Genomic DNA, 19,711 nt, shown 5'->3' with positions numbered 1-19,711 from the left:
ACCAGTGAACAAGGGGGACGGCAAGCGCGCCAGGCCGAAAGAGCGCCGATCGGGCGCACAGCGAGGGACGAAGGGGGAGCGGAGCGGAGGGGCGCCCGCCGCGCGCGCGGTCTCCCTTATCGGCACCGACGAGTTCGCCAAGCCCACCTGGGCGGCACCCGGCGAATCAGCCGCCAGACGGAGCGTGGGCGCGACGCTGCGGGCCGTTCCCGGCGCCATCACCGCGATCGTCCGCCTCTCCTGGCGAGCCTCGCCCGCCCTCACCGTCGTGGTCGGCCTGGCGCAGCTCCTCGCCGGGGCCGTGTCCGCCTACGGTCTGATCGCCACCGCTAATGTGCTCACCACCCTGCTGTCCGAGGGGCCCACACCCGACCGGGTCATCGAGTCCCTGCCCGCGCTGCTCGCCGTCGTCGCCTCGCTGGCGACACGTGCCCTCATGGACAGCGTGGCCACCGTGCTCCAGGGACGCCTGCGCCCCCGGATCATGGAGGAGGCCCAGGACGCGATGAACAGTGCGGTCGTCGCCGTCGAGCTCAAGGCGTTCGACGATCCGAGCTTCCGCGAGCTGATCCGGCAGGGCATCCGGCGCGGCATGCCGTCGATCGACCAGAGCATCCGGCTGCTGGCCGAGGCGCTCAGGTCCGCGGTGACGATGGTGTCAGCGCTTGTCGCCACCGCCGTACTGAGCCTGTGGCTGCTGCCGGTCATGCTGCTCGCCGCGTTCGCCGAGATGTGGTCGGCCACCCAGGTCGGCAAGCTGGACTTCCTGAGTTTCCTGCACAACGCCACCCGCCAGCTGCGCATCGGTGTGGTGCAGGACCTGGTCGTCAAGCGCGAGGTCGCGGCTGAGGTGCGTGCCTACCGCATGCAGGAGCAGCTCATGGCGGAGCACCGTCGGGTGGCGTCGCAGCTCACCGACGAGACCGTGAAGCTGGAGACGCGGAAGGGCTATGTCCAGCTCATGGGGCGCGCCCTCAGCGGGCTCAGCACCGGCCTCGCCTATGTGCTTCTCGGCTTCCTGCTGCACGGCGGCGTGATGCCACTGGCGCTGGCGGGCACGGCGGTGCTGGCGATGCGGAACGCCAACACCGGCCTGGCGACCACGATGCGCTCGCTCAACCGGGTCTATGAGCTGTCGCACTACATCGACCTGTATCACGACCTGCTGGCCGAAGCCGCCACCCGCCGCCACTCGGACAACGCCGTCGTCGTCCCACAGGACCCGGCCGAGATCCGGATCGACGATGTCGCGTTCAGCTACCCGGGCAGCGAGCAGTACGCCCTGCGCGACATCAACCTGTGTCTCCGGCGGGGCGAGGTGGTGGCTCTCGTCGGCGAGAACGGCTCGGGCAAGAGCACTCTCAGCAAAATCATCACGGGTCTGTACCGTCCCGTCTCCGGTGCCGTGCTGTGGGACGGTGTGGACCTCGCCACCGCGACCGAGGCGTCCGTCCTCGACCAAGTGGCGCTGATCTCCCAGGAACCGGCCCGCTGGCCGATGACGGCCGGCAACAACATCCGGGTGGGACGACTGGAGGACGAGGACGCGTCCGGGGAACGCTGGAGCCGGGCCGTGACCGCCTCCGGCGCCGAGGAGGTGGTCGACTCCCTGCCCAACGGTGCGGAGACGATACTGTCCAAGGAGTTCGTGGGCGGACGGGACCTCTCGGGCGGCCAGTGGCAGCGCATCGGTGTCGCCCGTGGCGTCTACCGCGACGCCGCCCTCCTCGTCGCCGACGAACCCACCGCCGCCCTCGACGCCAAGGCCGAGGCCGTCGTCTTCGAGGGGCTGCGCCAGGCCAGCTCGCGGGAGGGCGGCGGATCTCGGACCACTCTTCTGGTCACCCACCGGCTGGTCAACGTCCGCCGCGCAGACCGCATCGTCGTACTGCACCAGGGGCGCGTCGTCGAGCAGGGCACCCACGCCGAGCTGACGGCGGCCGGCGGCCGGTACGCGGACATGTACGCACTACAGGCCGACGCCTACACCACGGCGTGACCGCGCACACGCGCCCGGGCGCGGCACAGCGGCGCCACCCCAGGACAGCACACCGCCGAACCGAAGGACTGAGAGCCATCGCCCCCCACGACGTCACCGCAGAGCCCGGCTCCACCCGCACCGCGGCCGAGGCCCAACGCACCTACCACCACGACCTGTTCGGCGCGCTTTGGGACCGGAAGACGGCCGCGCGGGCCATCGACGGGAGCGGACTCAGGGGACTCGACCAGCTCGGCCACTTCGGCGCCGATGGCTGCGACCTGGTGGTCGAGGCGGTCGCCGAGCACGCGCCGGCCGGTCCGCTGAGCGTCGTCGAGCTGGGCTGCGGCCTGGGCGGCGCGCTGCGCCACGTCCTCACGGCCCTATCGGGGCGCGCCGAGGTGGCGCGGGCTGTCGGTGTGGACGTGGTTGAGGAGCACGTCCGTCTCACCGCCGAGAGCCACGCGGCCGACCCCCTCTCCACACCGGTCACCGCTGTGTGCGCAGCCGCCGAGGACACCGGGCTGCCCGGCGGCTCTTTCGACGTGGTGTTCGCGTCAGGGTCGCTCTCGCACTTCACCGACGTGGCGGCGGTAGTGCACGAGGCGTACCGGCTGCTGCGCCCGGCGGCCTGCTGACCTTCACCGAGGAGGTCAGCCTCGTCGCCGACCCCGCCGCGCTGGCCGAGGACTTCCGCGCGGCACACCCCGACACCGTCTTCCGCCGGGCGACGGCTGACGAACGCGCCGCCCAGCTGGCGGCGGCCGGTTTCACGGCGGTGTCCGTGCGCGAGCTGGGGGAGTGGGCGGCGGATGTGCTGCGCACCCGCTGGCTCTCGATGCGCGTCAACCGCGAGAAGCTGGTGGCGGTCTACGGGGAGCGGCAGCAGAAGGCAGTGCTGGAGACGATCGCGACCGCGCTCAGTGAGATCCGGCGCGGCACCGTAATGCCCGCCCTGGTGGCGGCCCGCAGGGGTCCCCTTGACCGCGGCTGACACACCGGTGGCGCGCACCGCCCCCGCCACCTTCGGACAGCGGGGGCAGTGGTACGAACAGATGGCGGCGCCGCTCGCACGCCGCCATCTGTTCAACCTGTGCCAGTCGTGGGAGCTGCGCACACCGCGCGACCGACCGACGGTGCGCGCGGCCCTGGCCGAGCTGGTGCGCCGTCACGAGGGGCTGCGCACCACCCTCGTGGAGGACGTGTCGGGCGCACTCGTCCAGCGCGTGCACGAGGTGGGCCCGCTCGACATCCCCGCCGACACCGTGGCCGACCCCGGCACTCCGATGCTGCGGCATCCTCTCGTCGGACGGGTCGCGCGGACGCCGTTCGACCTCAGGCGCGAACTTCCCGTGCGGTTCGGCCTGTTGTGCGGTGACAACGGCTTCGTCCGGCTGGTCCTGTGCGTGGTCAACCACAGCGCCTCCGACGCCTTCGCGCACGCCCTGCTGAGAAAGGAGTTCCACGACCTCCTCGGCACGTCACCACATCTGTGGGCGGGCCAGGACGGAAGCCGCGCACAGCCCTGCGACATCGCCGCATCCGAGCACTCGCCCCTGGGACGGCGGCGGCACCAGCGCACCCTGGACCACCTGCGCGGCAAACTGCGTGAGGTGCCGGTGAGCTCCGGGCCCGCGCCCGGCGCCGAGGGCATCACAGGCAAGAAATCCCGTACCATCGCCCGGTTGGATCTGCACTCCGCCGCTTTGCGCACGGCCTCCCGATGGCTGCGGGGAGCCGAGCGGATCTCCCTCGGCGCGCTCGTGCTGGCCCCGTTCAGCTCCCTGCTCGCGGCATACACCGGCGAGGAGAGCGTCCCGTTCAAGGTGATGGTCACCAACCGGTTCGAGCAGGGCACCGGCGCCAGCATGGCGTGCATGTGCCAGCCCGGTCTGACCGTCCTGCGCGGCTCCTCAGCCGAGACCGTGCTGGAGGCGGCGCGGCGCTGCCAGCACGAACTGCTGACGGCCTATCACCACGGCAAGTACGACATCAAAGCCGTCGAGCGGATGCTCGCGGAGGCTACGGCCGAGCGCGGACCTGTGCGGCTGGAGCGCCTCTTCGACTGTCTGGACAAAGACCCCGGCGACGTACCCGAGACTGCTCCCTCCGCGTCCGAGCTGGAGCCGCTCGCCTCCGAGGTGACCTGTTCCGGGACCTTCCAGGCCCACGGCACCGAGATGACACTCCGCGTGCGCGGCCACGGGTCGGAGGTCCTGCTCACCTTGCTGACGGACGTCGACGTACTGCCGGAGCACGCGGCCCAACGGGTTCTGCGGGGCGTGGAGTCGGCGGCGGTGAGAAGCTGTCTGGGGCCGCCACCGACAGTGGCCGCTCTCGCGGCCGGGCTCGCGCTGACACCCGCGGCCGGCTCCGGGCCAGCGAGGACGTGACAGGGGGTGCGGTGGCAACCGGCGGGGACTGCCACCCCCACCGCCACGCCCACACCGGACCCCGGCGGAGGCCCGGCTACGTCGAACGGCCGGTGAGCCCCGCCTCGTGGGCGGCGATGGCCGCCTCCACCCGGTTGCGTACGCCGAGTTTACCGAGAATCGCGCTGACGTGTGCCTTCACGGTGCCCTCGACCAGGTGGAGCCGGGCGGCGATCTCGACGTTGGACAGGCCCGTGCCGAGCAGCGCCAGCACCTCGTGCTCGCGCTCGGTGAGCTGTTCGATGGGGTAGCGCGAGGTGCCCGCGGCGCGTCCCATGCGCAGCCCGGCGACCACACGCGCGGCCACCTTCTGCGAGAGATAGGCGCCGCCCGCTGCCACGGCGTGCACGCCCGCGATCAGCTCCCTGGGATCACCGGCCTTGAGCAGGAAACCGCTGGCACCCTCCTGGAGGGCCCCGGCGATGAAGTCGTCCTCACCGAACGTGGTGAGCATGATGACGGCGGTGCCGCTCGTCTCGCGGCGGATTTGCGCTGCTGCCGCGATGCCGTCGAGCCGGGGCATCTGGATGTCCAGCAGCGCCACGTCCGGCTGGTGCCGGCGCACCGCCGCCACCGCCTCGTTCCCGTCGGATGCCTCGGCGACCACCTCGATGTCGGGGGCCTTCGCGAGGATCGCGCGAACACCGGCACGGATCATGGCCTCGTCGTCCGCGAGTATCACCTGGATCACAGACGCAGTATACGAAACCACTCGCGCGGCACCGGATCCTGACGGCACACCAGCCCCACCCCTGACGAAAGTCAGGGGTGGGAGGTGCCGGAAGTCAGGAGGGTCGCTGCCGAACGACCGATGTGCCGGGTAGCGCCGGATTTCTATGGTGTCACCAGAACGCGGAAGCCGAGGCGACGGACGAGGAAGACCAACGTGATCACCCTGCGAGGACTGACCAAGCGCTACGGTGACACCGTCGCCGTGGACGGCTTGACTCTGGACATCAAGGAAGGCCAGGTGACCGGCTTTCTCGGCCCCAACGGTGCGGGCAAGTCGACCACGATGAGGATGATCCTCGGCCTCGACAACCCCACCGAGGGCGAGGCGCTCATCCACGGCAAGCCGTACTCGGCGCTGCGCCACCCCGTGCGGGAGGTCGGCGCGCTGCTCGAGGCGAAGGCTCTGCACCCGGCGCGCTCGGCACGTAACCATCTGCTCTCGATGGCGCGGACCAACGGCATCCCGGCACGCAGGGTGGACGAGGTACTGGAGACGGTGGGCCTGACGAAGGTGGCCCGCAAGCGTGCCGGAGGCTTCTCGCTGGGCATGTACCAGCGGCTCGGCGTCGCCGGTGCCCTGCTTGGCGACCCCGGGGTGCTGATCTTCGACGAGCCGGTCAACGGCCTGGACCCTGACGGGGTGCGCTGGGTACGTGAGCTGGTGCGGTCACTGGCAGCCGAGGGCCGCACGGTTTTCCTCTCCAGCCACCTGATGAGCGAGATGCAGCTCACGGCAGATCAGCTCGTCGTCATCGGCCGGGGCCGGCTGCTGGCGGACGCGCGGATCGCGGACCTGCTGGCCCAGAGCTCACGGGCGGGTGTGCGGCTGCGCAGTCCGCAGCCCGAGGGACTGCGAGCGCTCGCCGAGAAGCTCACGGCCGGCGCGGACGTCGAGGTGGAGATGGTCGGCGGGGACGAGATCGTGGTCTCGGGTAGAAGCGTGGAGGAGGTCGGCGACCTCGCTCACGAGCTGGGCGTGCGACTGCACACGCTGAGCCCGGTCTCCGCGTCGCTGGAGCAGGCGTACATGGAACTGACCGCGGAGAGCGTGGAGTACGGCACGGCGAGCGCGGTGTTCGGCGCGCAGCCCCCGGTGCGGAAGGCGAAGGTGTGAGCGAGATGTCGGCGGTGGCGCGCACGGCGGGGGCCGAGGCCCCCGAACGGTCCGCGCGGGAACACAAGGGCGGTGGCCTCCCCGGCGCGGTGGCCGCGGAGTGGGGCAAACTGTGGACCATCCGCACGCCGTACGCCTGTCTGGTGGCGAGCGTCGTGCTGATGGTGGTGTTCGCCTTCTACTTCGGCTCCATCGCGCGGATCAACGACGAGCCGGTGCAGCCGGTCGGCAACGCGCCGGTCTCCGCCATGGTTCTCGTTCAGTTCCTCGTGGTCGTTCTGGCGATGACCACGGTGACGAGCGAGTACGCCACGGGCAGTATCCGCTCCTCGCTTCAGTGGGTACCCGATCGGCACCGGGTGCAGGTAGCCAAGGCACTTGTGACCAGCGCGGTCGCGTGCGTCGCCGGGATACTGCTCGGCGCCCTCGGGATGGCCGTCGCGTGGCCCTCCTTCGACGGGAAGGCCACCTTCGAGATGTCGGAGGCGATCGTCCAGCTGCTGTCCATGGGCGTGTACCTGGCGCTCGTGGCGGTGCTCACGGTCGGCCTGTCCTTCGCCTGCCGGTCGGCCGTCGGAGCGCTCTCGTCGCTGTTCTTCCTGCTCGCGGGGCTGCCGTTCATCCTCATGGGCCCGGGCAGCGAGATCCTGCTGAAGATCAATGACGGCCTGCCGCAGAGCGCGGGCAATCACTTCATGGCCGGGGACACGACCCCATACTCGTCGGTGGTGGGCTTGCTGATCGTGGTGGCCTGGGCGACGGCAGCCCACCTCATCGGCCTGACCGTGCTGCGACGGAGGGATGCCTGACCCTTCGAGCGGTGCCGCCAGGTCCGTCGCGGCCCCCGGCCGTCGCCACCGATCCCCCGCGGAGGTGGCGGTCCGGGGGCCCCGACCATGGCTGAACTCGCCCCGGGACGCAGCGGGTTGATCGGAAGAGGTGCTCTTCTCGGACTCTGGGTGCGTGTACGTCATCTGAAGGGCTATCGCAACCCCGCGCGCTGATGACATGTACTGGAATCCGTGTATAGAGTTCCAGAACAGCGGAGTATTGAGGCTATGGGGGGCGTGGGATACACCGGACCAGCCACGGGTGCCGACTCCTCCTCACCCTCTCAGTACTGGACACATGGTCAAGCCGTGTTAACCAGCGACTTGACGGTTCGCCATGTCGCGACAGTGGTCGGCTACGCGTCTCCGGACGCTGCGCTGTCGTCCGCGCCGCCGTGTCCGACAGACGTTCTCGGGTGCGTTCGCCTGGCGACGGGTGGGCGCTCAGTCTTGGGGGAGATCCATGCAGAACGTGCATTTCACCATTGATGACCTGGCGAAGTTAAAGATCATGCCGACAGTGGGACCTGTCGTGGAGGCGGTCTTCGCGGTCGATCTCCTGAGGCGGGGAGCGGGAGGGGCGCCTTTCGCCACGTGGCGTGAAGCAGTCAGCCGGAAACTGCACCGGGTCAGGTCTTCGACTGAGACGATTCCGGTTCCCCCGAGGCCGCGGACCCAGCCGCCGGCGCGCACGCTGGTCCCCGCGCCCGCACAGCGGAGGCCCGCGCCGCAGCCGCAGGAAAGTGACCAGGAACGACGGCAGAACCACCGGCGCCGGGGAAGCTGGCTCTTCGATCTGGTCTCCTCGGACGCACCACCCGAGAACGCCGAGTGCGCCCCTGACCCCGTGATACGCAGGGTCCACCGGCTGGGCGTCGCCCCGTACTGGGCGCAGATGCGCACCCATCTCCAGCTCGACCGGGACCGGCGTTGCGGCTTTCTCGTGGGCGGGGGAATCGAGAGCCTGCTCAGCACCCTGCACACCTGGATCGACTGGCGTCCGCCAGTGCTGACAGTGGCGTGCGGTCGCATGCAGGAAATCGTACTGAAAGGCAACGGTCTGGTCATCGCACCCTCGATGTTCCTCGCCCAGCCGATGGTGTTCGCCTGCCCCGAAGGCAGCGAGAGGCCGCCTGTGCTGGTGTACCCCGCGCCGCTGGACATCACGACCGCGGACGCCCTGTGGAGCACCGCGGGAACCGGCGACCGCGCCCTCGCCGCTCTCGTCGGCCGCACCCGCGCCAAGGTGCTCCAGGCGCTGACCGAGACGTGCAACACCAGCGAACTGGGCCGCAGGCTCGGCATTTCGCCGGCCGCCGCCAGCCAGCACGCGACCGTCTTACGCGAGGCGGGGCTGGTGACCAGCAGAAGACGCTCCAACACGATGCTGCATTCGCTCACTCCGCTCGGCTCCGCCATGGCGACCTGCGGCGTCCCGACGGTGGAGCTGCCCGCGGGCGAGGCGGCGCGGCAGCCGGGGCGGCCGGGGTGAGACGGAGCGCGTGCTCCGCGGCCGGGCGCGGCAGCCGGGCGCCGGCCCTCCCGGCGTCCTCTGACACGCCAGCCGCAGCCGGCACCCCGGACTTCCCGCAGGCTGACGGCCTGACAGCGCTACGGTGACGGCACACCCCTGCGAAGGGGAAGGCCGGTGTACTGCTGCAGCCCGTACACCAGTGGCCGCGGCGCTTCAGGGCCGATCCGGATCTGCCGCACACCGGCGAAGACCACTACGTGGTCGCCCATGGTGTCGCACTGCCGTACCTCGCAGTCGGCGACCGCGTGTGCCCCGTCGAGCAGATGCGGCACACCGGTCGCCGCCTCCGGTGTCCACCGCACTCGGTCGAAGCGGTCGGGTGCCCCGGAGCTGAACAGTTCGGAGACGGACTGGGCGTCCTCCTGGAGTAGATGCGCTGCGAAGGCACCGCGTGCTCGGATGGCCTCCAGCGTCGGGCTGCCGCTTCTGATGCACACGAGCAGGAGCGGCGGCGACAGGGAGACGCTGCACAGCGACGAGCACGTCATGCCGAGGGGGGTCCCGTCCGGAAGGGCGCTGGTGAGCACCACGACCCCGGAAGGGAAACGTGCCATGAAGGAACGGAAATCCTTGCTCGTCACTGTGGCGAGATGCGTCGCGTCCACGATCACGTCACCTTTCCGAGGTCCGGGGCTCTCCCGGGGATGTCACCCCGATTCAACAAGTGACCACCTTCGCTGTCACGAGATTTCACCGCCGGTGAATGACGGAGCATCCGCGAACTCCGGCAGGCCGAAGAACGGTGCCTTCGCGCGGCGTACCTCATTAAGCCGATCCTGAATCCGCACCGGAAATGCTCCGGGATCCGCCGAGCCACCGGCTGCGGTTCGTACACTCCGGTCGTGCGACTCTCGCAAACATGCGCGAGAAGGCAAGAGAAGACGGCAGCGAAGCGGTGAAGGAGCCCAACCATGAGCGTGAACCCCTTCGAGGACCCTGACGGCACCTACCTGGTCCTGGTCAACGACGAGGGCCAGCACTCCCTGTGGCCGACGTTCGCCGAGGTGCCCGAGGGCTGGACGATCGCTCTGCCGGAGACGGACCGCGAGTCGGCGCTCGCCTACATCAACGAGAACTGGACCGACATGCGCCCCAAGAGCCTGATCGAGGCCATGTCCGACTGAACAGCGCCGAACGGCTGTGTGCGGCGGTTCACCCAGGCGTCACCTCGGAAGACAGCAGACAGTTCGCAGAATCCGTCCGGTCACGGGCATCCGCCCGGTAAGCGGGGGTCGAAGCATGTCCGAAATACTCAGTCCTGCGCCAACGAGGGTCCCCGGATGGGCCCTGCCGGGCGCCGCGGAACCGGGCGCGGTGCGCGAACAGGTGGTATCGCTGAGCCCGGACCTGATGAACGCTCTGGGCCGTGAGCCCGCGGCGCGGCACGCCGATGTGGAGACCCTGCTCCTGCCGCGCTGGTCAAGGTGATCAGCACTGTCACCGCGGAGAAGGACGTCGTCGTCGGGTACGTGGCGGCCACGGCGTCCGGCCCGACAGCACCGTCACCGCGCACGCTGCACGTCAACGTGGCCGACGGCCCCTGGCACGGCGTCGTCGTCGCGACGGCGGCCGCCCGGCGGCAGCACGCCGGCCGGACGCACGAAGGCCGGGCGGAGCAGGCGGACACCGCGGACCGCCCGAGCCGCACGGACCGCCCGGCGGACTTCCCGGAGCAGCAGATAGTGGTGGACCTGCGTCCGCCGGCCGCCGCCACGAAGGCCGCACCGGTCGCCCTCGCCCCCGGCACCACGCTTCACCTGACATGGGCCCCGAGCGATGAGCCGGCGCTGCGGCTTAGCCACCGCGTCGACACCATCGACGCCACCTACGCGAAGCGGCTCGGGACGTACATCCGAACAGCCCTCGGCCGGCTCGCCGCCGAGCCCGAAGCCCAGCACCACCTCACGGAGCTGATCTCCGAGGAGGAGCGCGAGCATCATCTCACCGCTCTCGCGGGCCCGCCGCACCCGCTCCCAGCCACCATGTTCCCCGGCCTTTTCGAGGAGCGCGTCCGCACCCACCCGCACGCCACCGCCGTCTCCCACGGAGACACCGCCTGGGACTACCACACCCTCAATGCCGCGGCCAACCACATCGCCATCGCGCTGCTGGCCAAGGGGCTCCAAGCCGAGGACGTCGTGGCAGTGGTGATGGACCGCACCCTGCCGTGGGCCGCCACGATCCTCGGCGTCCTCAAGGCGGGCGGTGCCTACCTGCCCGTGCGCCCCGACTTCCCCGCGGCCAGGGTCGCCACCCAACTCGACCGAAGCGACTGCCGGTTCGTACTCGGCCAGCGGTCCGCCGGTGAGCTCATGGACGCGACGGCCCAGGAGTCGGGCAGGCCCCGTACTTCCCTGTTCGTCGAGGACCTGCTGCCCGAAGATCCCGACGCCGCCGACCCGGGCGACCCCGACGTGGCGGTCCGCCCCGGCCAACTCGCCTACGTCTACTTCACCTCAGGCTCCACAGGTGCACCAAAGGGCGCACAGTGCGAACACGCCGGGATGGTCAACCATCTCTACGCGAAGATCGACTCCGTCGATCTGGGTGCGGGCGACGTGGTGTCACAGACCGCCTCCCAGTGTTTCGACATCTCCCTGTGGCAGCTCATCGCTCCACTCCTCGTCGGCGCCGCCGCCCGCATCGTCGACACCGATACCCAGCTCGACCCCGAGCACTTCCTCGCCGAGCTGGAGGAGTCCAGGGTGTCGGTCGCCCAACTGGTGCCGTCGTACTTCGAGATCCTGCTCGGTGTGCTAGAGCGCACGCCCCGGGACCTGGGAGTGCTGCGCTCCGTCTCGATCACGGGCGAGGCACTCAAACTCGACCCCGTGCGGCGCTGGTTCGCCGTGCAGCCCCATGTGCGGCTCGTCAACGCCTACGGGGCCACCGAGGTAAGCGACGACACCATGCACGAGGTGCTGTCCGGTGCCCCGGAACGCGACTTCGTCTCCGTGGGCCGCTCACTGCGCAACGTCCGCACCTACATCCTGGACGAGCACGGGCGGCTCGCCCCCCTGGGCACCCCCGGTGAGATCGTGTTCGCCGGGCTGTCCGTCGGCCGGGGCTACATCAACGACCCGGAACGCACCCGGCAGGCGTTCGTCCCCGACCCGTACGTGCCCGGGGAACGGATGTACCGCACCGGAGACTTCGGTCGCTGGCTGCCCGAGGGCACCATTGAGTTCCTCGGCCGCCGCGACCAGCAGGTCAAGGTGCGCGGCTACCGGATCGAGATCGGCGAGATCGAGAACAAACTGCGCGGCGCCCCCGGTGTGCGCGACTGCGCCGTCGTCGTCGCACACGCCGCCGGCGCGGAGAAGAGCCTGGCCGCCTTCGTCACGGCCTCGGAGGAGACCGGTGAGGAGGACCTGCACGACCACCTGGCGTCCCTGCTGCCCGTGTACATGGTGCCCGCCCATTTCCACCGCCTGGACACGCTGCCGCTCAACGAGAACGGCAAGGTCGACAAGAAGGCGCTGGGCTCGCTCGCCCAGTCCCTGGGCCACGCCCCGGGCTCGCACACCACCCCCGCGACCCCGACGGAGCACCGGCTCGCCACGGAGTGGGCCGAGGCGCTGGGCATACCGGTGGAACGGATCGGCCGTCACGACCACTTCTTCGCGCTCGGCGCCACCTCACTCACCGCCGTCCGCCTGGTCGTCAAGCTCGACCGGGAGATCTCCCTCAAACAGCTGATTGGCACCCCCGTTCTCTCGGAACTGGCCGCGCTTATCGACTCCGGCACGGCGGTCGAGGTTGGCGACCATGATCTGCTGCAACCGCTCGGCGGTCCGGTGCCCGACGCGGCAGCAACACTGGTGTGCTTCCCGTACGCGGGAGGAAACGCGGTCAACTTCCAGCTCCTGGCGAAACGCCTGGCCGACCACCGTGTCAGGGTGCTCGGTGTGGAGCTGCCCGCCCACGACTTCACCGGCACGGCGGAGCTCCCGCAGGATGTCCAGCAGATCGCCGGCCGCGTTCACGACGAGATACGCCGGGGCGTCACAGGACCGGTCATGCTCTGGGGCCACTGCGCGGGCAGCGCCCACGCGCTGGCGACCGCGAGGCTGCTGGAGGCGAGCGGCGCCGAGCTGACCCGGGTGTTTCTCGGCGCGCTGCTGCTCGACGCGGAGGCCACCCTGCGCGCCGAGCAGGTCGAGGTCGCCGCGCTCCGCCCCGCCGAGATCACCCGGCGGCTGCTCGCGGACAGCGCGTACGTGGAGCTGGACCGGCTCAAGCCCGAGCGCGCCGACCTCGTCGGCACCGCGTACCGCCACGACGTACGCACCACCAACGCCCACCTGCTGGAGCTGCACCGTGACCCGGAACCGCACCGGGTCACCACCCCCGTCCATGTCGTCCTCGCCTCGGACGACCCCACGACGGAGGGGGGAGCGGAGCGCTACCGCGACTGGAAGACCGTCGCGGACCAGGTCGAGCTGCACGAACTGCGCGAGGGCGGCCACTATTTCGCCAGCACCCGGCCTTTCGAGACCGCCGCCATCATCGGCGCTTCCCTCGCGACCGACGGCTGATCCGACGAAACCGGAATTCCCGCCGCCTCCTCCGTAATCGCTTCACGGGAGGAGACGGCGGACCCCGGAATGCCACTTTCGGTACCCCGTGGGCACCGGTATTTGGCGCTTCCTGAAACGCTTGACGGCTTATTTGGAAGCCAACTAGCGTCGAATTACCCGTAATGGGGAAATGCTTCGAGGAACCGGGGAGCCGAGCCCTACCGGTTCGTCGGCCACCTCGAAGAACCCGGCCGATGGACACACGGTGCCACTCCGCCGCCCCGCTCCTCTCTCTGCACGCAACCGGACGCGAAGCGTCGTGGAGTGAAGGGACGTCCGTGGTGAACGCGCGCTCGAAGTCGATCGAGGATATCCTGCCGGTCACCCCTCTCCAGGAGGGAATGCTCTTCCACCACGTCTACGACGACAGCGCTCCAGACTCCTACGTCGCCCAGGTCGCCTTCGACCTCGACGGTGTGCTCGACCGCGAGGCCTTGCGCGCGGCTGCCGGGGAACTTCTGCGGCGCCACCCCAACCTCCGGTCCTGCTTCCGCCAGCGCCGCTCGGGCGACTGGGTCCGCCTGCTGCGCCGCGAGGTCCGCCTGCCCTGGCACGAACGTGACCTGAGCGAGGTCCCCGCCTCCGAGCGGGAGCGGACCGTGGACACCGAGGTGACGGCCGACCGGCTGCGACGGTTCGACCTCGCCCACGCTCCTCTGGTCCGCTTCGCACTGTTCCGTCTCGCCGGGGAGCGCTTCCGGTTCGTACTCACCGCACACCACGCGGTCGTGGACGGCTGGTCGATGGCGGTTCTGCTGCGCGAACTGGTCGCGCTCTACCGCAGTGGCGGCGACCCCCGCGGCCTGCCGCCCGTCCGCTCATACCGTGACCACCTCGACTGGCTGAACTCCCGGGACCGGGAGGCCGCCGCGCAGGCATGGCGAGAGAACCTGGCCGACCTCCCCGGCCCCTGCCTGCTGGCACCCGGCGCCGAGCGGGCCACCGCCCTCCCCGACCGTCTCGACTTCAGCCTCGACGAGGAGGCCAGCACGGCACTGAGCGCCACTGCCCGCGCTCACGGCGTCACTCTGAACACCGTGCTCCAGTGCGCCTGGGCGCTCGTACTCGGCCGACTCACCGGACGCGACGACATCGTGTTCGGCATGACGGTGTCCGGGCGGCCCCCCGAGCTGGATGGCGTCGAGAACATGGTCGGCCTGTTCATCAACACCGTACCGCTGCGGCTCCGACTGCGGCCCGCCGAGTCCCTCGGCGCGCTGCTCGCCAGGGCCCAGCGGGAGCAGGCTCGCATGCTGGACCACCACCACCTGGGCCTCACGGCAATCCAGAGCGCCGCGGGCATGGAGGAACTCTTCGACGTCGGCATGGTCTTCGAGAACTTCCCCCGCCACACCGACGGCACCGACAGCGCGACCCTGCGGGTCAGGGATGTCCAGTCGCGCAACGCCACGCACTACCCCCTCACCTGATCTCCGGGGTGAGCGAGCACGTCGGCGGACGCATCGTCTACCGCCCCGACCTCTTCACCGCCGCACGCGTCCAGGAGATCATCGGTCTCCTGAGCCACGTCCTCCGCGGCATGGCGCATAGCCCGGGCCTCCCCGTCGCCCCGAGTGGACATGCTGACGGCGGGGGAGCGGCGCCAGATGGTAGAAGAGCGGAACGAGACGTCGGTGGCGGTGCCGCAGGTCTCGTTGCCGGCGCTGTTCGAGGAGCAGGTGGCCCGCACTCCCTGCGCCGACGCGCTGGTGTGCGGCGAGTTGACGCTCTCGTACGAGGAACTGGACGCACGGGTCAACCGTTGGCGTGGTTGCTGAGGGCGCGCGGTGTGGGGGTGGAGTCGCGGGTGGTGATGGCTCTGCCTCGGTCGGTGGACGCGGTGGTGGCACTGCTGGCGGTGCAGAAGGCGGGCGGCGCGTACGTTCCTGTGGACCGGCCTACCCGCCGACCGCATCGCCTTCATGATGACCGACTGTGCGCCCACCGCGGTGATCTCCACCACGGACTCCGGCCTCCCCGTGCCGGACGGCGCAGCGCCCGTGTTTCTGGACGACCGGCGGTGGTGCGGGAGCTTGCGGGACTTCCGCCGAACACCCCCTGGACGGCGCCGAGGGCAGACCAGGCGGCATACATGATCTACACCTCCGGTTCTACGGGGCAGCGAAGGGCGTGGTGGTCGAGCACCACTCTCTCGGCACCTACTCCTGCGAAACCGGAGCGTGTACGGGGACGCCGCCACGGGCACCTCGCTGCTGCACACGTCGCTTTCCTTCGACCTCACCGTCACGGCCCTGTACACCCCCTTGGTGAGCGGCGGACGTGTACACCTCGCGGAGCTGGACGACGGCGCGCAGGCCACGCTGTGAAGGTGACCCCAGCCACCTGGCGCTGATGGAGGAGCACCAGGACGTCATGGCTCCCACCGGGACCTTGGTGGTGGGTGGCGAGGCGCTGACGGGCGAGGTGCTCGACCGGTGGCGCGAGCGGCGCCCGGATGTGACGATCTTCAACGCTTACGGACCGACGGAGACGACCGTCAACTGCATGGAGTGGCGCCTCGACTCCGGTACTCCGGCCCCGAAGGGCCCCGTGCCGATCGGTCGGCCGTTCGCGCGTACGTCGGTGTTCGTTCTCGACTCTTTCCTGCGGCCTGTTCCGGTGGGTGTGGAGGGTGAGTTGTATGTGGCGGGTGTGGGTGTGGCGCGTGGGTATTGGGGTCGTGCGGGGTTGACGGCGGAGCGGTTCGTGGCCTGCCCGTTCGTGGGCGGGGGTTCTGGCGTGGGTGGGGGCTCGCGGATGTATCGCACGGGGGATGTGGTGCGGTGGCGTGGGGATGGTGCGTTGGAGTTTGTGGGGCGTGTGGATGATCAGGTGAAGGTGCGGGGTTTCCGTATTGAGCTGGGTGAGGTGGAGGCCGCGTTGGGTGGGTGTGCGGGGGTGAGCCGGGCGGTTGCGGTGGTGCGTGAGGGTGTGGTGGGGGATCGGCGCTTGGTGGGGTATGTGTCGGCGGAGGGGGGTGGTGGTGCTTGATGTGTCGGTGGTGCGTGCTGCGTGTGCGCGGGTGCTTCCGGAGTACATGGTGCCGTCGGTGATCGTGGTCTTGGACCGGATCCCGTTGACGCCGAACGGGAAGGTGGATCGTCGGGCGTTGCCGGAGCCGGCAGCCGAAGTGGTTGCGGGGCGTGGTCCGCGGTCGCCGCGTGAGGAGATCCTGTGCGGTCTGTTCGCCGAGGTGCTGGGCGTCTCCCGGGTCGGCATCGACGACAGTTTCTTCGAGCTCGGTGGTCACTCACTGCTGGCCACACGTCTGGTGGGACGGGCGCGGTCGGTGCTCGGGGTCGAGCTGTCGGTGCGGCAGCTCTTCGAGGCGCCGAGAGTGGCCGAGCTCGGACGTCTACTGGAGGGAGCGGGGACTGGTCGTGCGCCGGTCGTTGCCGGGGTGCGTCCCGCGCGCCTTCCGCTCTCCTTCGGCCAGGAGCGTTTGTGGTTCCTGCACCAGTTGGAGGGCCCCAGCGCCACCTACAACGTGCCGATGGCGTTGCGGTTGAGCGGTTCGTTGGACCGGGAGGCGTTGCGGGCGGCGCTCGGTGATGTGGTGGCGCGGCACGAGAGCCTGCGTACGGTCTTCGCCGAGGACGTAGAGGGCGGGTATCAGGTCGTGCTCGGCCCGAAAGTGGAGGTCCCCTGGGCCGAAGCGTCGCTCGAAGAGGCCGATTTGTCGGAACGGCTGGCGGAAAGAAGCGCGGCACGCGTTCGACCTCACGGCCGATATCCCGGTCGGGCAACTCTGTTCGAGCTGGGTCCGGACGAGCACGTCCTGCTCCTCACCTGCCACCACATCGCCACCGACGGCTGGTCGCTGAAGCCCCTGATCCGCGATCTCACCGCCGCGTACGAGGCGTGGATGACGGCGATGGTGGCCCGCGATGGTCGGCGCTGCCGGTGCAGTATGCGGATTATGCGTTGTGGCAGCGGGAGTTGCTGGGTGCGGAGGACGATCCGGAGAGTTGGTCGCGCGTCAGGTCGCGTACTGGAGGGAGCAGCTGGCCGACCTGCCGGCTGAGATCGTGCTGCCCGTGGATCGGCCCCGTCCTGCGGCTGCTTCTCACCGGGGTGAGCGTGTCGTGTTCACGGTGCCTGCCGAGGTGCATGCGGGTGTGGTTCGGCTGGCGCGGGAGTCGCGGTCGAGTGTGTTCATGGTGTTGCAGGCGGCGTTGGTGTTGTTGTTGTCGCGGTCGGGGGCGGGGGAGGATGTTCCGATTGGTACGCCGGTTGCCGGGCGTGGGGATGATGCGGTGGATGATCTGGTGGGGTTGTTCATCAACACGTTGGTGTTGCGGACGGATGTGTCGGGTGATCCGACGTTCCGTGAGTTGGTGGGGCGGGTGCGGGAGACGGATCTGGAGGCGTACGCGCATCAGGACGTGCCTTCGAGCGGCTGGTGGAGATCCTTAATCCGGAGCGGTCGCTGTCCCGCCACCCCTCTTCCAGGTCATGCTCACGTTGCACAATCAGATGTCGTCAGGAGTCAATGTCAACATCCCGCACCTCGACGCACTGAGATCCACCCTGGCCACGATGTCGCCCGCTTCGACCTCACCTTCGAGTTCGCCATGCCGGATTCTGTGTTGGGGCTTCGTGGTGTGTTGACGTATGCGGTGGATGTGTTTGAGCGGGGTTCTGCGGAGTTGTTGGTGGAGCGGTTGGTGTGGTTGTTGGGTGTGGTGGTGGGGTCGCCGGATGTTCCGGTGGGTGGGGTGGATGTGTTGGTGCCGGGGGAGCGGCGTCGGGTGGTGGAGGAGTGGAATGAGACGTCGGTGGGGGTGGCTGGTGTGTCGGTTGTGGGTTGTTTGAGGAGCAGGTGGGGCGGGTTCCTGGGGCTGAGGCTGTGGTGTGTGGTGGGGTGTCGCTTTCGTATGGGGAGTTGGATGCGCGGGCGAATCGGTTGGCGTGGTTGTTGAGGGGGCGTGGTGTGGGGGTGGAGTCGCGTGTGGTGGTGGCTTTGCCTCGTGGGGTGGATGTGGTGGTGGCGTTGTTGGCGGTGTTGAAGGTGGGGGGTGTGTATGTGCCGGTGGATCCGTCGTATCCGGTGGAGCGGGTGGCGTTTGTGGTGGGGGACTGTGCTCCGGCTGTGGTGGTGTCGGTGTCGGGGGCTGGGGTGGTGGTTCCTGGTGGTGTTCCGGTGGTGTTGTTGGATGATCCGGTGGTGTTGGGGGAGTTGGCGGGGTTGTCGTCGGGGCGGTTGGTGTTGGGGGTTGCTGAGGATCCTGGGCGGGCTGCGTATGTGGTGTATACGTCGGGTTCGACGGGTCGGCCGAAGGGTGTGGTGGTGTCGCAGGGTGGTGTGGTGAATGTGTTGGGTGCGTTGCGTGGTGTGGTGGGTGTGGGGCGTGTGTTGGCGTTGACGACGTTTGCGTTTGATATTGCGGTGGTGGAGTTGTTTGGTCCGTTGACTGGTGGTGGGTGTGTGGTGATGGCGTTGGTGGTGTGGTGGGGTGATGCGGGGCGGTTGGTGGAGTTGGTGGTGTCGTCGGGGGTGTCGGTGGTGCAGGCGACGCCGTCGTTGTGGCGCGAGATGCTGGCGGTGGCGGGGGATCGGCTTCGGGGTGTGCGGGTGTTGGTGGGGGGTGAGGTGTTGCCGGGTGAGGTGGCGCGGGGTTTGGTGGGTGCGGTGGGGGTGTCGGGTTGTGTGGTGCATGTGTATGGGCGACGGAGACGACGGTGTGGTCGACACGGGGTGTGGTGTCGGCTGAGGGTGGGGTGTCGATCGGGGGGCCGTTGGCGAATACGTCGGTGTTCGTTCTCGACTCTTTCCTGCGGCCTGTTCCGGTGGGTGTGGAGGGTGAGTTGTATGTGGCGGGTGTGGGTGTGGCGCGTGGGTATTGGGGTCGTGCGGGGTTGACGGCGGAGCGGTTCGTGGCCTGCCCGTTCGTGGGCGGGGGTTCTGGCGTGGGTGGGGGCTCGCGGATGTATCGCACGGGGGATGTGGTGCGGTGGCGTGGGGATGGTTCGTTGGAGTTTGTGGGGCGTGTGGATGATCAGGTGAAGGTGCGGGGTTTCCGTATTGAGCTGGGTGAGGTGGAGGCCGCGCTCACGCAATGCGCGGGGGTCGCGCAGGCGGCAGCAGCGGCGCGTGCGGGTGCGGGTGGTGACGGACGGCTGATCGCGGGAGTGGTGCCTGAGGAGGGTGTGGCGTTGGATCTGGCTGCGGTGCGTGCCGAAGTGGGGCGCCGCCTGCCTGAGTACATGATCCCTGCCCTGCTTGTCGTGGAGGACATTCCGCTCACTCTCAACGGGAAGGTGGATCGTCGGGCGTTGCCGGAGCCGGCAGCCGAAGTGGTTGCGGGGCGTGGTCCGCGGTCGCCGCGTGAGGAGATCCTGTGCGGTCTGTTCGCCGAGGTGCTGGGCGTCTCCCGGGTCGGTATCGACGAGAGTTTCTTCGACTTGGGTGGTCACTCGCTGCTGGCGACGCGTCTGGTCGGCCGGGTGCGGTCGGTGCTGGACGCGGAGCTGTCGGTGCGGGAGTTGTTCGAGGCGCCCACCGTCGCCG

General features: G+C 69.4%; 17 protein-coding genes and 2 pseudogenes. 17 read left to right on the top strand and 2 right to left on the bottom strand.

Annotated elements, in window-relative coordinates; translation table 11 throughout:
* Nucleotides 1-4: 4 nt before the first annotated feature.
* The 4 genes from MMF93_RS00250 to MMF93_RS00235 all read left to right on the top strand — a co-directional run bounded on the left by MMF93_RS00250 (nt 5) and on the right by MMF93_RS00235 (nt 4,371).
* Nucleotides 5-1,999, top strand: a complete 1,995-nt coding sequence (locus tag MMF93_RS00250) for an ABC transporter ATP-binding protein (RefSeq protein WP_242748425.1) — start codon at nt 5-7, stop codon at nt 1,997-1,999.
* A complete protein-coding gene (locus tag MMF93_RS00245; protein WP_242748423.1) occupies nt 1,996-2,616 on the top strand; it encodes a class I SAM-dependent methyltransferase in 621 nt (206 codons plus the stop codon). The genes MMF93_RS00250 and MMF93_RS00245 overlap by 4 nt, the downstream gene beginning before the upstream one ends.
* Nucleotides 2,617-2,762: 146 nt before the next feature.
* Complete coding sequence (locus MMF93_RS00240; protein ID WP_242748421.1) at nt 2,763-2,972, top strand: hypothetical protein; 210 nt, start codon at nt 2,763-2,765, stop codon at nt 2,970-2,972.
* Nucleotides 2,959-4,371, top strand: coding sequence for a condensation domain-containing protein (locus tag MMF93_RS00235; RefSeq protein WP_242748419.1), 1,413 nt, complete (start codon nt 2,959-2,961; stop codon nt 4,369-4,371). Before MMF93_RS00240 ends, MMF93_RS00235 begins: the two co-directional genes overlap by 14 nt.
* Nucleotides 4,372-4,447: 76 nt before the next feature.
* On the opposite strand, the gene MMF93_RS00230 is transcribed toward MMF93_RS00235, so the two are convergent.
* Nucleotides 4,448-5,092: a response regulator gene (locus MMF93_RS00230; protein WP_274709528.1), complete on the bottom strand. Its 645-nt coding sequence runs from the start codon at nt 5,090-5,092 to the stop codon at nt 4,448-4,450.
* Between the two features lie 204 nt (nt 5,093-5,296).
* On the opposite strand from MMF93_RS00230, the gene MMF93_RS00225 reads away from it, so the two are divergent.
* The 3 genes from MMF93_RS00225 (at nt 5,297) to MMF93_RS00215 (ending at nt 8,578) form a co-directional block, all read left to right on the top strand.
* Nucleotides 5,297-6,256, top strand: a complete 960-nt coding sequence (locus MMF93_RS00225; RefSeq protein WP_242748415.1) for an ABC transporter ATP-binding protein — start codon at nt 5,297-5,299, stop codon at nt 6,254-6,256.
* 5 nt (nt 6,257-6,261) lie between these two features.
* A complete protein-coding gene (locus MMF93_RS00220) occupies nt 6,262-7,065 on the top strand; it encodes an ABC transporter permease (RefSeq protein ID WP_242757154.1) in 804 nt (267 codons plus the stop codon).
* 868 nt (nt 7,066-7,933) lie between these two features.
* Nucleotides 7,934-8,578 carry an ArsR/SmtB family transcription factor gene (locus MMF93_RS00215; RefSeq protein WP_242748413.1) on the top strand — a complete coding sequence of 215 codons (645 nt, stop codon included), beginning with the start codon at nt 7,934-7,936 and terminating at the stop codon, nt 8,576-8,578.
* 119 nt (nt 8,579-8,697) lie between these two features.
* Here MMF93_RS00215 and MMF93_RS00210 read toward each other — a convergent pair whose 3' ends face one another.
* Nucleotides 8,698-9,174: a flavin reductase family protein gene (locus tag MMF93_RS00210; protein ID WP_242748411.1), complete on the bottom strand. Its 477-nt coding sequence runs from the start codon at nt 9,172-9,174 to the stop codon at nt 8,698-8,700.
* A gap of 357 nt (nt 9,175-9,531) precedes the next feature.
* Between MMF93_RS00210 and MMF93_RS00205 the strand changes: the two genes are divergently transcribed.
* The 10 genes and pseudogenes from MMF93_RS00205 to MMF93_RS33600 form a co-directional block, all read left to right on the top strand.
* Complete coding sequence (locus MMF93_RS00205) at nt 9,532-9,744, top strand: MbtH family protein (protein ID WP_242748409.1); 213 nt, start codon at nt 9,532-9,534, stop codon at nt 9,742-9,744.
* 300 nt (nt 9,745-10,044) lie between these two features.
* Nucleotides 10,045-13,158, top strand: coding sequence for a non-ribosomal peptide synthetase family protein (locus MMF93_RS00200; RefSeq protein ID WP_242748407.1), 3,114 nt, complete (start codon nt 10,045-10,047; stop codon nt 13,156-13,158).
* 323 nt (nt 13,159-13,481) lie between these two features.
* The gene (locus MMF93_RS00195) at nt 13,482-14,630 is read left to right on the top strand and encodes a condensation domain-containing protein (RefSeq protein WP_242748405.1); all 1,149 of its coding nucleotides are present in this window, start codon (nt 13,482-13,484) and stop codon (nt 14,628-14,630) included.
* Between the two features lie 177 nt (nt 14,631-14,807).
* Entirely contained in the window at nt 14,808-14,978 is a 171-nt protein-coding gene (locus tag MMF93_RS00190) for a hypothetical protein (RefSeq protein ID WP_242748403.1), read from the top strand.
* A 35-nt stretch (nt 14,979-15,013) separates the two neighbouring features.
* Nucleotides 15,014-15,262: pseudogene (locus MMF93_RS33605) on the top strand (hypothetical protein); the annotation flags it as partial.
* A gap of 118 nt (nt 15,263-15,380) precedes the next feature.
* Nucleotides 15,381-15,527: a hypothetical protein gene (locus tag MMF93_RS00185; RefSeq protein ID WP_242748401.1), complete on the top strand. Its 147-nt coding sequence runs from the start codon at nt 15,381-15,383 to the stop codon at nt 15,525-15,527.
* A gap of 25 nt (nt 15,528-15,552) precedes the next feature.
* Entirely contained in the window at nt 15,553-16,191 is a 639-nt protein-coding gene (locus MMF93_RS00180) for an AMP-binding protein (RefSeq protein WP_242748399.1), read from the top strand.
* Complete coding sequence (locus MMF93_RS33290; RefSeq protein WP_274709412.1) at nt 16,181-17,224, top strand: condensation domain-containing protein; 1,044 nt, start codon at nt 16,181-16,183, stop codon at nt 17,222-17,224. The genes MMF93_RS00180 and MMF93_RS33290 overlap by 11 nt, the downstream gene beginning before the upstream one ends.
* A complete protein-coding gene (locus MMF93_RS33285) occupies nt 17,127-18,122 on the top strand; it encodes a condensation domain-containing protein (protein ID WP_274709411.1) in 996 nt (331 codons plus the stop codon). The genes MMF93_RS33290 and MMF93_RS33285 overlap by 98 nt, the downstream gene beginning before the upstream one ends.
* A pseudogene (locus tag MMF93_RS33600) lies at nt 18,023-19,665 on the top strand (non-ribosomal peptide synthetase); the annotation flags it as partial. The gene MMF93_RS33285 and the pseudogene MMF93_RS33600, both read left to right, overlap by 100 nt.
* Nucleotides 19,666-19,711: the final 46 nt, after the last annotated feature.

Origin of the sequence: Streptomyces tubbatahanensis (genome assembly GCF_022699385.1) — a bacterium.
GTDB classification, from domain to species: Bacteria; Actinomycetota; Actinomycetes; order Streptomycetales; family Streptomycetaceae; genus Streptomyces; species Streptomyces diacarni.
This window is presented reverse-complemented; position numbering and strand designations above follow the sequence as displayed.

Bases quoted from the DNA above. Each gene is read 5' to 3' on its own strand.
- MMF93_RS00180 (WP_242748399.1), top strand. From the start codon at position 15,553: ATGGAGGAGCACCAGGACGTCATGGCTCCCACCGGGACCTTGGTGGTG.
- MMF93_RS00190 (WP_242748403.1), top strand. From the start codon at position 14,808: ATGGTAGAAGAGCGGAACGAGACGTCGGTGGCGGTGCCGCAGGTCTCG.
- MMF93_RS00205 (WP_242748409.1), top strand. From the start codon at position 9,532: ATGAGCGTGAACCCCTTCGAGGACCCTGACGGCACCTACCTGGTCCTG.
- MMF93_RS00220 (WP_242757154.1), top strand. From the start codon at position 6,262: ATGTCGGCGGTGGCGCGCACGGCGGGGGCCGAGGCCCCCGAACGGTCC.
- MMF93_RS00210 (WP_242748411.1), bottom strand. From the start codon at position 9,174: ATGGCACGTTTCCCTTCCGGGGTCGTGGTGCTCACCAGCGCCCTTCCG.